Origin of the sequence: Stutzerimonas sp. VN223-3 (assembly GCF_045999685.1) — a bacterium.
Taxonomy (GTDB): Bacteria; Pseudomonadota; Gammaproteobacteria; order Pseudomonadales; family Pseudomonadaceae; genus Stutzerimonas; species Stutzerimonas stutzeri_AR.
In genome coordinates this window covers 1,700,530-1,714,643 of record NZ_RBEC01000001.1, presented here as the reverse complement: position 1 = coordinate 1,714,643, position 14,114 = coordinate 1,700,530, and the positions used below count along the sequence as shown (strand labels likewise).

The window sequence follows — 14,114 nt, the reverse complement described above, 5'->3', positions numbered from 1 at the left end:
CGTTCTAGTCATTGTTACCATCAACAGCTAACGCGAGCCATCTGCCTGGCGCGCCACCACTTGCAATGTTGTACCCAAAGCCAGCATATGTTGCTGCTTGATGCTGACGCTTCTTTCCTTCATTTCCTCCCACACATCTTGCCAGTTGCCCAGTTCGCTGCGGTCCAGATAGCGAGTGGCCCTGTACTGACGGCCAGAATGTTCTCTGCTGCCTTTTCTTATCAGCGTCTCGTCGAGGTGCGGTATCAGTAGCGCATCGGCACGGGGTAAGGTCGCGGCGATGAACAGGCCGGCTGGATCATAGTCGGGGAAGACGAAGACTCTAGCGGTCGTGGCCAGGCTGGCGAGCAGCCGTCGGGTGCCTCTGGCCCAACCGCCATGGCCGCGATAGAGCACCAGGCTATCGTTTAACTCTGAGGGCGCACGGTATTGCTGCCAGTCGTCGAAGCTGTCGAGGTTTTCGATAACCAGAACTTGAGTGATCGCAGCGAGGTTCAGACTAGCTAACGGCACGCGCAGGCTCAGCTCCGGGCTCAGCGTTGGCAAGGGGCAGGGGAGGCGGCCTTTGATCAGTACATAACCATCGTCAGGACGCTGACGGGCGATTTTTTCATCGATAGACTGGGCGGCAACTTCAAGTCGTGTACCGTCTGGAATACCTTCCAGCGGATCAAAACCCCAGTCCAGATGGGCTTGTTGACGCAGTATTTCCCGCTGTTCCCGATCGAACTTCAGCCATTTGCCTTCGGGCACGCCAATGTCGAAATGGCTGTGGATTTTCTTCCAGGTCGTACTTAACGGGACTCGTTCCTGGCGCTCGCGAAGCAGTTGATGGACAGCTTCATATAATTTCCTCTTCATGCCAGTCCCAACGCCACATCCCCCACAATGAAGTTGCCGGAAAATACCGGATGCACCTCGCCGATGGGGTCCAGCTCAAAATCCCGCTTCTGCTCATCCGGCAGGCCTTCGTAGCCGGCGATAACTTGATACAGCCAGCTTTCCGCATTCCAGGGCAGGTTGTGCTGCTGGCGATATTCCAGCGCCGAAACTGCCTGGCCTCTGTCGATGACATGGCAAAAGTAGGTCGCCACAGCGTCGCGGATCGGATTGCTGATAACTTCGAAGGCGTCCACCTCGCCGAGCATGAACTCCGCCGCCTCAATCGGCGCTGTGCTGAATTGCTCCTGCGACTGATTGAGGCGCAACTGAGCAACGAGCTCCAGCAGGTCGGGTTCGTGTAGCGGGTTATGAACGTCCACCGCTGCAGGCGCCAAGATCGGTCCGGCGAGGTTGAACAGCTGCGGCACTTCCAAATGAACGGCGTGGTTGCCCACCTGATAGTCGGGTTGCTGATTCATGTGCAGCAGCCAGCCCTTTAGCAGGCGTGTGCGACCTCGGATTTGCCGGAAGCGGCCAAGCAATTCCAGCAGGCGTCCCTGCACGATGCTCAGTTCCTGAGCGCAGGAACTGACCGTGTGCTGCAGGCTGGCGACCAACAGACGACGCAGTTCACGTAGCTCGCCTGCAGCCTCGGCCAGTTCCTCGAAACTGATCATTTCCAATCCGGCGAGCAGCTCGCTTACCTGAGCCTGGGCCAACTCGTTTTCGCGGATCTTGGCGTTCAATGTGCCGACGTAGCCGAACTCGTTGTTGATTCGGCTCCATAGCACGCGAATGCTGTGGCTCAGGGTTTCGCCGAATGCGTAGACATGTTCCTTAAGGTCCGCCAGATAGGCGTCTGCAGCAGCATAATCACCCTGGTGGCGAGCTTCTTTGTAATGTGCAGCCAGCGTCTTGAAGGTGGCTAGCGCCGAGCCGGTGTTGGCGTCGATCTGCCGGTTGCGATCGTCGCGCAGGGCCTCTTCGAGCAACGCCCGCACCACTCGGCGCAGGTGCAGGTCGGCGCCTGGTTCGGGACGATAGAGGATGCCGTCCTTTACCAGTCGATCCTGTACTGCTGGCTCCAGCGTGTCGTCCGGCAACGAGCCGGTCAGGTAAGCATCCATGATCGGTTCGGCATGGCGGCCGAGTTGGCGCAGGAAGCGCACCCCACCCTGATGAAGGTTGCTGTTCATAACAGGTGGCCTTGGCTAGCCTCGTCGGCGCGATCTTCCAGCCCCAGGCTTTCGGTTTCGTCGATGAAACGGATTACTTCATACAAATAGTCCAGCTTGCCGGTGGCCAGATAGATCTGCTTGTCGGGGTTCGGGCGAAACAAGTAACCCATCTCACAGAGGCGCTTGAAGACCTGTTTGATCTGCCCATCGGCATTCACACTGGTCGAGCCGAATAGCCGGTAATGGCTGATGCGCGCCAGCTGTTCGCGAAACGCCGGAGTGTCTTCGACCACGCTTTGCAGCTCGTTGAGACGCAAGGCGCTGCCTTCGGTGAGTGGAGCGTCTTGCGCGCTCGCCTCCTGCACGAGAACCAGCCACTCCACCAGCGGTGTCAGCGCACTGCAGATGTCACGAAACTGTTGGCTGACAACTCTGCGCTGATCTTCACCAAGCTGGCGATAGCCGCAGAAGAACACATCGCTGTCGGCGCCGGTGCCGACCGTGGCGACAACGCGGTTGAGCGTGCCCAGATAATCGTCCAACTGTTCACGGTTGGCAGGATTTTTCAGGAAGCGCCAGCCATCCTCGTTGGTGATGCGGCAGATGAAGTCGCCTTTGAGTAGGCATTCGATGACCTGTCCTTTCGTCGAGAGCATTTAAACCACCTCTCCGGTTCTGCGTGCCATGAGTTTCGCCGCGATGAGATCCACCTTCGGCTTGACTACCTGCAACTGGCGGGTCTGCTTGTTGACGATGTAGCGATTGGTGAACAGTGATAGCACCTCGGAGTCCGGATTGGGGAAGGCGCCGAGGACGCGGATGTTGTTGTTACTACAGGCGTCGAAAATCTTCTTCACGTTGTTGTGGTGCAAGGTACCCAGTTCATCGATCGGCCAATGGATGGTGGCCGGCGAGCCTCCGCGCAGGAGGCGGGTGAACGCCAGCAGAAATTTGCAGAGAATCAGATAGGCCATGCCGTGGCTGGAAGATTCGTTGAGCTGGCGGTCGGTACGGATCACCAGATCACTGTTGCCCTCGCGCAGGCGAAGTTCGATTTCCAACAGGCCGGCAATGCCGTTACTCACCGCCGAGCGGCCAATGATGTCCAGTGCTCGGCGCATGCTGGCAGTGTATTCCTCGCTGGGCAGTTCGCTAAAACCGTCCTCCCGCCATTCGCGGAATGCCGAGATGAACGCTTTAAGCTCCGGCCAGAATTCCAGTTCGCTGATACGCGAGCGGATTCGCACCGCCGAATCGGAGACGCCGTCCAGGAACAGCTCCTCGCTCACCTCGCGAGTAATACGCGCGCTCTGGGTGGCGATGCGTCGATCGATGTCAGCCAGCACCTCGTAGTAGCCATGAAGGTCGATACCGAAAATCTTGCCCTGTTCACGCAGGGCGGTAAGGCTCTGCGGCACCAGCACGTTAAGCAGTTGCGCCAGATGAGGCACTAGCTTGCGGTAATCGAGGCTGGAAATGCCTCGATCATTGACCAGGGTGCATTCCTCGCGGCTGCGCTCCCAGGTTTCCGCCAGGTTGGAGCCGGACTGGCCAACGATGAGGTTATCGAAGTGCTCAACATGGCTCTTGATTGCGGAAAGCATCTGCTCGCGAGCATGCAATTGCTCTTCACCTAAACGCAGACGCTCATCCAGCTCGCCCTCGGCGATTTCGCCATCACGGGGCAGCTTGAGCTCGCCGAGGCGCTTGAGTAGCGATTTCAGGCGGGTCAGCGCATCATCGAGGCTGCCCTTCAATTGGATGGCCTTGAGGCGCTCATCTTCGAAGCGGCTGCGTTCACTCTTGTAGCTTGCCGTGGCGGTTTTAAGCTGCTGCTCCAGCTCGCCCATGCAGGTGCGGCCCTGACTTAATTCGCTCTGTAGTTTGGGCTTGCGTTGCAACCAACTGTGCCGGTACCACTCCTCATAGCGCAGGACATCGGAGCGGCGCTGCTCGGCGCGAGTGATCCGTTCGCCAAGGGTTTTAATCTGGCGCTTGAGATCGATGATTGCGGCTTCGTCGACACCGCGGGAGGTCAGTTCTGCTTGATACCAAAGCTCGCACTCGTCGAGCTCGTTTTTTGCCTTCTCCCGGCGCTCGTCGGCGTTGGCCTTGAGCTGGCGAATCTGACCGTCGAGGCTGCCGATTACCTGCTGCCAATGGGCAGACTTTTCCAGGCGCTCCTCATGATGCTGATTCTTCAATTCGTCCAGCCAGTCCTGATGCTCGCTGGCTAACTGCTTGAGCTGGGCCTCCAGTTCGGCCAGTTGCTTCCTGGCCTTTATGCGGCGTTCGGCTAGGGCGGCATCGAGCTTTTCTTTCTGGTTCCGACGCTCTTCCTTGAGACGCTGGCGATCGTCACGGCGATTGTGCGAATCGGTGCGGGCGACTACCAGCTGGTGTTGCTGCTCATCCAGGGCCGCGGTGGCCTCGATCAGCTGCTTTTCCGCTTCCTGTTGCTGGTTCTGTGCATCCTCCAAGGCATCCTTGGCGAGCTGCACTTGCCGGCGAAGCTCCGCTTCGCTGGCGGCATGAGCGGGGACGTCCAAAGTAGACAGATCCAAGTGCAGGCCAAACAGGCTGTCCGGATCGGTATCGCTCAATGCCGGCTTGAGATCGGCGCGCTGCAGCAACGCAGGCTCGATCACCTTGCCCAGGCGGCTTTCCCAGCCAGGTTGTTCGCGGCGCAAAAATTCCAGCAGGGTGTGCTGCCCGGGGTAAAGCAGGCGTTCCAGGTCGTCGAGTTGTTCTTGGCGCTCGTTCAGTCTTCGCCTGCATAGCGTAAGCGTGTTGTTGGATTCATCGCGCCGATTGCGCAGCAGGCGTTCCTGGTTTTGGAGCTGTTGGACGAGGGATTCGGCAGCTTCGACTTTCTCGTCGGCTTCGTCCAAGCGGCGGTCAAGGATCGCGAGGCTGAGGTTTTCGTCCTCGGTGTAGCCGGAATTGTCGATGAGCTGCTGCAGTCGATTCTGCTCAAGGTGCAGTTGGTGCTTGCGCTCGCCGAAGGCCTCTACGCCTTGCTGGCGACGGCTGTTAAAGGTTTGTTCCAGCGTATGCAGGGCGTCATCTTGCAACGCTTTTTGCGAATCACGCTTCTCGCGCAGGGCATCCTGTTGCTCGCGCAGCTGATCTAGAGCCGCCTCGCGCTGATCTTTGATCGCCTGCTGGCGTTCCAGGTAGGCGTGTTCCACGTCCCGATGCTGTTCGGTCAGTAGACGGTGACGGGCCTGCAGGTTATTCAGATCGTCGCGCCAGACGCCGACCTGCTCCAAGTCGGCCTTGGCCTGTTCCATGTCGGCATCGAGAAAAACCTGATATTGCTCCTCGATTTGATCCAGCTCCTCCTCGATACGCGATACATCACCCTTGGCCGCAGAAAATTCCTGGTTGAGCGTGTCGCGCTGATCCTTCCACTGCTCCTCCAATTGCTTTAGCTGAAGACCGGTCTGTTCGATGACCGAGGCGGTTTCTTCCTGGCGCTGGAACAGGCGCGAATCGTCGGCGCGATAGCCTAGCAGCAGGCCACTCAGGCGATGTTCGCTGGCGAGCAGGTCCTGATATTCACGCTCGAGTTTGTCGAATTCCGGCCGGACCGCGTTGAAGCCTTGAATTAGGCGGCTGTCACGAATCCAGTCCTCGACCCGCTGCAGGTTGAGATGGGTGGCCGGGGGACTGACGCCGTCTTCCTCGAGGATCGCGGCGACCATCGACTTGACGGTTTCCATCTTGCCTTCGCGCGAGTGCACCGCGCGGGCGAGTTTTTCAATGTGGCGCAGTGAGTGCTCGCTGTCGCACAACGAGAATTGCCGCGCCCAGGTTCGCAATTCGGCGCGCTGGCCGTCTGCTGCAAGTAGGCTGCGGTCATTCTGGATGATGGCGCGGAACTGGCGAGTGTTGAGTAGCGTGGTGATGGGCACTCCAGCTTGCTTTAGCTGACGCCCCAACTCCGCCATGCTCAGACAGGTGATGGCCTCGCCCTGGCGGCTCTTGGTGTAGTCCTCTAGATCAAAGCCTTTCTGCACCAAGCGATAAACGACGCCTTTGCCATCGCTGGCGCTGGCCAGGACGACTTGGCAAAGATGGTCGTCCATGCGCCGGTATTCGTAAATGATGAAGCTCTGCTCGGTGGGCAGATACCAACGCTCGAAGCTGTCACGCGTGGCCGGCACGACGCGGCTCGGGTACTCGCCATAGAACACCGGTACCAAGCGCTGCAGCGTGGTTTTGCCGGAAGCATTGGTTCCACAAATATTGGTATGACCGTCCACGACCAGCTCTACCACACCCTGAAGGTGGGTATTGATCAGAATGATGCGGTTCAAGCTGGGCATAATTTTCCTTCTTAAATGGAGCGGAGTCGCATAACCGTGCGGCCTCTCATGGGTACTTATTGGCCTGTTTGCAAAACGCTTGCCTTCGGTTGGGCGCATGCGTGAAGAGGATTCGTTCTTCTATGGCAATTTGGAAAAGGCTGATTCAAGCGCTTTCATCAAGATATCAACCTTATCCATCGATTCCCGGTATTCGGCCTGCCAGCTCGAATCCGCGACGATCCCTCCGCCGCCCCAGCAGCTTGCCTGCCCGTTGCTTATCAGGAGCGTACGGATGGCGATCGAACTGTCCATTTCGCCCCGCACGTCGAGATAAAGCAATGAGCCGCAGTAGATCGAGCGGCGGGTGGCTTCCAGCTCATCGATGATCTGCATGGCGCGGATTTTCGGCGCGCCAGTTATCGAACCGCCCGGAAAGCTGCCTGCCAATAGGTCCAATGCGTCTTTGCCGGCAGCCAGGGTACCGGTGACGCTACTAACCAGGTGATGGACGTTCGGATAGCTTTCCAGCGAGAACAATTCGGGAACCCTTACGCTGCCGATCTCGCAGCTGCGCCCGAGATCGTTGCGTAGCAGGTCGACAATCATCAAGTTTTCCGCACGATCCTTCTCGCTCGCAAGCAGTATCTGGGCCTCGGCCTGGTCGGCCTGCGGATCGTGTCGACGAGGACGCGTGCCCTTAATGGGGCGGGTTTCAACGGTGCCGTCGGTGAGACGAAGAAAGCGTTCGGGGGACAGGCTGACGATTGCTCCATTGTCCAGGGTCATAAAACCGGAGTAGGGCGTTGGACAGGCGGCACGCAGGGCTCGATAAGCCTGCCAGGCATCACCGGTGCAAGGCGCGCAGAAGCGCTGCGCGAAGTTGACCTGATAACAGTCTCCAGCCTGGATGTACTGCTGGATACGTTCGACGGCACGCTGATATTCGGCAGGCTGCAGGTCTGGGGCAAAGGCCGAGGAAAGGCTGAAAAAACCGCCCGCTGGTTGCCGCTCGGATTCAAACAGCTCGATCAGACGAATCCGATCCGCATCGCCAAGCTTCGGGTGAAAAATCAGATGAGTCACTTGGCGGTGGTGATCGCTGATCAGTGCCCAGGCGTATAGGCCGAACCGCGCGACAGGCAGCTGGAAATCCTGCGTGGCGGTCGCAGGGAGCCGCTCCAGCCGCGTGCCGAAGTCATAGCTGAGAAAGCCCAGCAGGCCGCCTGCGAAAGGAATCTCAAGACCCACCGGTACTTCCGCTTCGCCGAGCGATAGCAAGGCGCCGCGAAGGCGTGTGAAGAAGGTGGCGCCGCTTTCTGTCGCGCCGGGCTCCAGCAGGTCCATTGGCCAGGCGCTCAACAGGTCATAACGGCCGCGCTCGGCGATCGGCCGTCCGGAGTCGAGCAGTACCGCTCCGGGCGCATGGCGAATGCGCTCGAACCAAGTGGCTGGATCAGGCTGATAGGGAAGGGGGTGTACCGTGCAGAGGAGCATTCAAGTGTTTCGATTTGAGAAGGGCTCGGCCATCTGGCCGAGCCTGGATCACACGTGGGCTGGAATGTGGCCGAAGAGCTCCTGGGCGAATCGAACTCGCTCTTCAGGCGTTTCCTGTATGCCTTTTTCCTTGAGCTCCTCGATCCGGTTTTCCACGGCGTGTGCGCGATGGGTCAAACCACAATCGTTGGCAATCTGGATGTTCAGGCCCGGCCGTGCGTTGAGCTCGAGAATCAGCGGGCCCTTGTCCTGGTCAAGCACCATGTCGACACCGATGTAACCCAGGCCGCATAGCTCATAGCAGCCGGCAGCGAGCTTCATGAAGCCGTCCCAGTTGGGCAATTGCACGCCGTCCACCGCGTTGGTGGTATCGGGGTGCTTGGTAATCTTGTTGTTCAGCCAGGTGCCGCGCAGAGTGATGCCGGTCGCCAAATCCACGCCGACGCCTATCGCGCCCTGGTGCAGATTGGCTTTGCCGCCGGATTGCCGTGTCGGCAGACGCAGCATAGCCATCACGGGATAGCCCATCAGTACGATGATGCGTATATCGGGCACGCCTTCGTAGCTGATGCTCTTGAAGATTGGATCCGGGGTCACGCGGTATTCGATCAGCGCGCGGTCGCGGTGTCCACCAAGCGAATAGAGGCCGGTGAGGATGTTGGAGATCTGATGCTCGATCTCTTCATGCGTAATGATTTTTCCCGACACCGTCCGGTAACGACCCTCGAAGCGATCGGCGATAACCAGGATGCCGTCGCCGCCGGCTCCCTGCGCCGGCTTGACTACGAAATCATCATGATCCTTGACGATATCCTTGAGCTTGTCGATGTCCTTCTCGGTTTCGATGATGCCGTACATTTTCGGGACATCGATACCAGCCTCTATGGCCCGTTCCTTGGTGATGATCTTGTCATCGACGATCGGGTAAAGGTTGCGCTTGTTGTACTTGAGCACGTAGTCCGCATTGCGGCGATTGATGCCCATGATGCCCTTGGCTTCGAGGGCCTTCCACGTCTTGATCAGACCGAACATGGCTCAATCCTTCAGAAAGGCTTTGAAACGAAACAGCTCGGTCAGGCGATAGCCGCGGTAGCGACCCATTGCCAGCATGAAGCCCACCATGATCAGCAGCACCGCTGGGAAGGTGAAGATGAAATAGGTCAACTCCTGGATGTTCATCAGCAGGAAGGCCAGGCTCGCGGCAATCAAGGTGCCGACCGCAACTTTGAAGGCATGGCCGCCGCCGCGTTCTTCCCAAGTGATGGACAGACGCTCGATGGTCATGGTCAGGATCACCATCGGGAACAGCGACACGGACAATCCGCGTTCGAGGCCGAGCTTGTGGCTGAACAGGCTGATCACCGCAATCAGCACTACGACGAAAGTCAGCACTACCGAGAGGCGCGGCAGCATCTGCAATTTGAGATGTTCAAGGTACGAGCGCAGGGACAAGCCGAGCGCGGTGATCAAGGTGAACAGAATGATGCCGAAGCCGATCTGGGTTTCGCGGAAGGCCAGGGCGATCAGCACCGGCGTGAACGTGCCCAGGGTCTGCAGGCCTCCAAGGTTGCGCAGTATCAGGATCACCAGCACACCGATCGGGATCATGATCATGATCTGGTAGGTCTGCTGAGTCTGCAGCGGCAGGCCGTACAGCGAGTATTCGAGGAAATCCGCGTCGGTATTTTCGTCGGTCAGTTTTGCCAGGCGGATGGCGTTCATCTCGCTGCTGTTGAGCGTGAAGGTTACCTGCGCATTGCGCCCACCTTCGAGACTAAGTAGGGGCTCATCACCGGTCCACCAGACCAGGCGATCTTTCGGTAAACCCTGTTCGCCGGTTTCCGGGTTGAAATACAGCCACTTGTCGCCATTGAAACTGCGCAGCCAAAGCTCTGGCGTTTGTGCTACGTCGGGTGAAAGCAGCACAGTGTGGACGCGCTCCATCGGGACGTGCGCAATGGAGAGCAGCAATTCGATCACGCTTGCCTTGTTCGCGGTCGAGGCGTCGCCACCGAGCAACAGCTTTACGTTGTCGTCATTGGCATTGTTGACCCGCTTGATGGCTTCGCTGATGAAGGTTTCGACATCGGCCGAATGCTGGCGGATTGGTGAGAGCAATGCTTCGGCGGCAATTTTTTCGGGACCTTCGACCGGAATGCTGTCACGGAAAATCGGTCCGGTGGCCTTGGTTTGTTCACCGCTGTAACGTCGAGTCAGCACCAGGCGGTAGTAGAGGGTCTGATTGCCGCTGACGCGCCGCGCCGACCAGGTCACCCGACGATTACCGTCGGCACGGTTGATGCTCACGCCGTAATTGTTGGAAATGAAGCTCTCGTTGAGGCTGACGAACTCCTGATTCAACGGCGGCACATACATCTGCAGCTTCACCGGTTCACGTGCACTGGCCTGAAATTCGACTTTGGCGTCGATGTTCCACAGATCATCGGTTTCGTCTTCGGTAACCGGGATGCCGAGAATGAAAATCTGGTACGCGGTGATCGCGATGCCCAGCGTGACGAGTAGAAAAATCAGTACTTTCAGGTGCAGGGTTAGAGCGCGCATGGGTTACTCGTCAGCGTCGGATTCGATAATGCAGCCGGGCTTGCCAGCAGCGTAAGTAAGGCTTGGGTCAACCAGAGCTCCGAAGCGAGTAAGAGCAACGGAACCGATTAAAAGTGGGTATTGGAATGCACTTCGGTCCGTGAGGTTCACTTCAATGCTGCGTTTAGCCTTGCCCATGCATAGGTCGAGCTTGACAACAGGACGTGGTGTGTAGGTTTTTTCTTCTTCCGGATCGAAGTCACCGGCACGACGCTTGATCTTGCTGATGCGCTGCAATGGCAGCTCGATGGGGCGCTGGTGGGCCTCGTCAATGGCCAGGTAGAAGCGGACCCATTCTTTCCCGTTGCGTTTGAAACGCTCGATATCACGCGCGCTGATCGAGGCGGTCTGCGCGCCCGTATCGAGCTTCGCCTGCACCTCGAGCCCGAATTCAGGCAGCGCAACATGTTCGTTCAGACCGTAGACGGTTTTCTCATCGGCATGGACGAATAAGGGGGAAGCCAGCAGGCAGAGCAGCAGAAGATTAGATTTGACGCTCATAGATCCAGGGGTAGTCGAGTCGGAAAAGCATGGGCGGAACGGCGGCCCATGAGCTTGGTGAGCGCGGCGAGACGAGCGCCAGCCGCGGCAATATTGCGCCGCATTCTAGCATGGCACTTTAAGGGGTCGCGACTAGGCTTGCACCATTGTGTATTGCCGCCTTGCCTCCGTTGGCAATCAAGTGCCGCTTTCTAACTGTCGACAATCTACCTTCGTATAATTGACGGTCCAAGTGTTTTAGGCGTAAATTTCGAGAACTTCCACTAGAAGTGTCAACAATGATGCTCGATAGCTTAGATATCTCGTCTCCTGCTCAAGTCGACAATGGAACGCTCTCGGAGCACGTTTTTCGGCTGATTCAGGCTGCCATCGTCAAAGGCGAGATCGCCCCTGGCAGCAAAATTTCGGAACCCGAGCTAGCGCGTACTTACGGCATCAGTCGCGGCCCATTGCGCGAGGCGATACATCGACTCGAAGGGCAGAGGCTGCTCGTGCGCGTGCCGCATGTTGGCGCTCGCGTGGTGTCGCTTGATCACGCCGAGCTGATCGAACTCTACGAGATTCGCGAATCGCTGGAAGGCATGGCCTGCCGGCTCGCCGCCGAGCGTATGAGCGAGGCCGAGATCGGGGAGCTGCGTCGGGTGCTGGATACCCACGAGCGCGACGAGGCGTTTCAGGCTGGGGTCGGTTACTACCAGCAGGAAGGCGACTTCGATTTCCATTACCGGATCATCCAGGGCAGCGGCAATCGAACCCTGACCCAGATGTTGTGCGGCGAGCTTTATCAGCTCGTGCGCATGTACCGCATCCAGTTTTCAGCGACACCGAATCGCCCGCGTCAGGCGTTCGCCGAACACCATCGGATCCTCGACGCGATCGCCGACCGCGACGGTGAATTGGCCGAGCTGCTGATGCGTCGTCACATCTGTGCATCCAAGCGCAACATCGAGCGCCACTATCAGGCCGCTCAGGAACAGACACCACAAACAAGAGGTGAGGCATGACACTTCCTACCCCCGGCCAGCGTTTCCGTGATGCAGTGGCCAGCGAGCAACCCCTGCAGGTGGTCGGCGCGATTAATGCCAACCATGCGCTGCTGGCCAAGCGTGCCGGTTTCAAGGCGATTTACTTGTCAGGAGGCGGCGTCGCAGCCGGTTCGCTTGGTTTGCCTGATCTCGGCATCAGCGGGCTGGATGATGTGCTCACAGACGTGCGCCGCATTACCGATGTCTGCGATCTGCCACTGTTGGTGGATGTCGATACTGGCTTCGGTTCGTCTGCGTTCAACGTGGCGCGTACCGTCAAGTCGATGATCAAGTTCGGTGCAGCGGCGATTCACATCGAAGACCAAGTGGGCGCCAAGCGCTGCGGTCATCGCCCCAACAAGGAGATCGTCTCGCAGCAGGAGATGGTCGATCGGATCAAGGCGGCAGTCGATGCACGTACCGATGACAGCTTTGTGATCATGGCGCGTACCGATGCGTTGGCGGTTGAGGGTTTGGAGTCAGCGCTGGAGCGCGCCCAGGCCTGCATCGAGGCGGGTGCCGACATGGTGTTCCCGGAGGCTATTACTGAATTGTCGATGTACAAGCTGTTCGCTGAAAAGGTGAAGGCGCCGATTTTGGCCAACATCACCGAGTTCGGCTCGACGCCGCTGTACACAACCGAGGAATTGGCCGGCGCCGACGTTTCGCTGGTGCTGTATCCGCTGTCGGCGTTCCGCGCGATGAACAAGGCGGCAGAGAATGTCTACACCGCCATCCGCCGCGACGGTACGCAGAAGAATGTCGTCGACACCATGCAGACCCGCATGGAGCTGTACGAACGCATCAACTATCACGCATTCGAGCAAAGCCTCGACGCGCTGTTTGCCCAGAAAAAAAGCTGAAGCGCGAGCGGGCAGCCTGACAGCTTACTAATGAGCGACTTTGCAGTATCCAGAACAAATCCAATAAGGAGAGAGCAATGGCTGAAGCAAAAGTATTGAATGGCGCCGGCCTGCGTGGCCAGGTTGCCGGGCAAACAGCGTTGTGCACGGTTGGCAAGACCGGGGCGGGCCTGACTTACCGTGGCTACGATGTGCGGGAGCTGGCCGCTCAAGCCGAATTCGAAGAGGTGGCCCACCTGCTGTTTTATGGTGAGTTGCCAACGGCGCAGCAACTGGCCGATTACAAAGCACGGCTGAAAACCATGCGCGATCTTCCGACTGCGCTGAAGGAAGTGTTGGAGCGTATTCCGGCCGACGCCCATCCGATGGATGTCATGCGTACCGGCGCCTCGTTGCTCGGTACGCTGGAGCCCGAGCATTCATTCGAGCAGCAGCGCGATGTTGCCGAGCGATTGATGGCCGCGTTTCCGGCGATCATGTGCTACTGGTATCGCTTCACTCATGAGCAGACGCGGATCGAGTGCAGCAGTGACGAAGACACCTTGGGTGGGCATTTCCTGGCCCTGCTGCACGGCAAGAAGCCGAGCGACCTGCACGTCAAGGTGATGAACGTTTCGCTGATTCTATACGCCGAGCATGAGTTCAACGCCTCGACCTTCACCGCTCGCGTCTGTGCTTCGACGCTGTCGGACATGTATTCCTGCGTTACCGGGGCGATCGGTTCGCTGCGCGGCCCGCTACATGGCGGCGCTAACGAAGCGGCAATGGAAATGATCCAGCAGTGGGATTCGCCGGAATCGGCAGTGCAGGGCATTCTTGGCATGCTCGAGCGCAAGGACAAGATCATGGGCTTCGGTCACGCGATCTATAAAGAGTCCGACCCGCGCAACGAAGTCATCAAGGTCTGGGCGAAGAAACTGGCCGACGAAGTGGGTGACACCGTTCTCTACCCGGTGTCGGTCGCCGTCGACGAAACCATGTGGGCGCAGAAGAAGCTCTTCCCCAACGCCGACTTCTATCACGCCTCCGCGTACCACTTCATGGGCATCCCGACCAAGCTGTTCACACCGATCTTCGTTTGTTCACGGGTCACTGGCTGGGCCTCCCACGTTATCGAGCAGCGCGCCAATAACCGCATCATCCGTCCGAGTGCCGACTACGTCGGGCCGGAACAGCGCAAGGTCGTACCCATCGCCGAGCGCTGATCGAAAAAAGAGGAGGGGGGCGCGACGCCGGCCTCCGAACCTCTCCACCGAA

11 protein-coding genes are annotated in these 14,114 nt (G+C 58.5%); 3 read left to right on the top strand and 8 right to left on the bottom strand.

The features are described from left to right. Positions 1-27: 27 nt before the first annotated feature. The 8 genes from D7241_RS07665 to D7241_RS07630 all read right to left on the bottom strand — a co-directional run bounded on the left by D7241_RS07665 (position 28) and on the right by D7241_RS07630 (position 10,969). Positions 28-861 (bottom strand): hypothetical protein, encoded by an 834-nt coding sequence (locus D7241_RS07665; RefSeq protein WP_408100986.1) that lies wholly within the window; start codon positions 859-861, stop codon positions 28-30. Next, positions 858-2,078 (bottom strand): phosphoenolpyruvate carboxylase, encoded by a 1,221-nt coding sequence (locus D7241_RS07660; RefSeq protein WP_408100985.1) that lies wholly within the window; start codon positions 2,076-2,078, stop codon positions 858-860. The genes D7241_RS07665 and D7241_RS07660 overlap by 4 nt, the downstream gene beginning before the upstream one ends. Then, positions 2,075-2,716: a hypothetical protein gene (locus D7241_RS07655; protein WP_408100984.1), complete on the bottom strand. Its 642-nt coding sequence runs from the start codon at positions 2,714-2,716 to the stop codon at positions 2,075-2,077. Before D7241_RS07655 ends, D7241_RS07660 begins: the two co-directional genes overlap by 4 nt. Further along, on the bottom strand, positions 2,717-6,391 hold the full coding sequence (locus tag D7241_RS07650) for an ATP-binding protein (RefSeq protein WP_408100983.1): 3,675 nt from the start codon (positions 6,389-6,391) through the stop codon (positions 2,717-2,719). A gap of 120 nt (positions 6,392-6,511) precedes the next feature. Beyond that, positions 6,512-7,867, bottom strand: coding sequence for an aminodeoxychorismate synthase component I (gene pabB, locus D7241_RS07645; RefSeq protein ID WP_408100982.1), 1,356 nt, complete (start codon positions 7,865-7,867; stop codon positions 6,512-6,514). A 48-nt stretch (positions 7,868-7,915) separates the two neighbouring features. Then, positions 7,916-8,899 carry an alpha-L-glutamate ligase-like protein gene (locus tag D7241_RS07640; RefSeq protein WP_255976369.1) on the bottom strand — a complete coding sequence of 328 codons (984 nt, stop codon included), beginning with the start codon at positions 8,897-8,899 and terminating at the stop codon, positions 7,916-7,918. 3 nt (positions 8,900-8,902) lie between these two features. Further along, positions 8,903-10,429, bottom strand: a complete 1,527-nt coding sequence (locus D7241_RS07635; protein WP_408100981.1) for an inactive transglutaminase family protein — start codon at positions 10,427-10,429, stop codon at positions 8,903-8,905. Between the two features lie 3 nt (positions 10,430-10,432). Continuing rightward, positions 10,433-10,969 (bottom strand): ATP-dependent zinc protease, encoded by a 537-nt coding sequence (locus D7241_RS07630; protein ID WP_255976996.1) that lies wholly within the window; start codon positions 10,967-10,969, stop codon positions 10,433-10,435. Between the two features lie 281 nt (positions 10,970-11,250). Between D7241_RS07630 and D7241_RS07625 the strand changes: the two genes are divergently transcribed. The 3 genes from D7241_RS07625 to prpC all read left to right on the top strand — a co-directional run bounded on the left by D7241_RS07625 (position 11,251) and on the right by prpC (position 14,062). Beyond that, on the top strand, positions 11,251-11,973 hold the full coding sequence (locus tag D7241_RS07625; protein WP_408101209.1) for a GntR family transcriptional regulator: 723 nt from the start codon (positions 11,251-11,253) through the stop codon (positions 11,971-11,973). Then, positions 11,970-12,857, top strand: a complete 888-nt coding sequence (prpB, locus tag D7241_RS07620) for a methylisocitrate lyase (RefSeq protein WP_255976363.1) — start codon at positions 11,970-11,972, stop codon at positions 12,855-12,857. Before D7241_RS07625 ends, prpB begins: the two co-directional genes overlap by 4 nt. Positions 12,858-12,934: 77 nt before the next feature. Beyond that, positions 12,935-14,062 (top strand): 2-methylcitrate synthase, encoded by a 1,128-nt coding sequence (gene prpC / locus D7241_RS07615; protein WP_408100980.1) that lies wholly within the window; start codon positions 12,935-12,937, stop codon positions 14,060-14,062. The last annotated feature ends 52 nt before the right edge of the window (positions 14,063-14,114 follow it).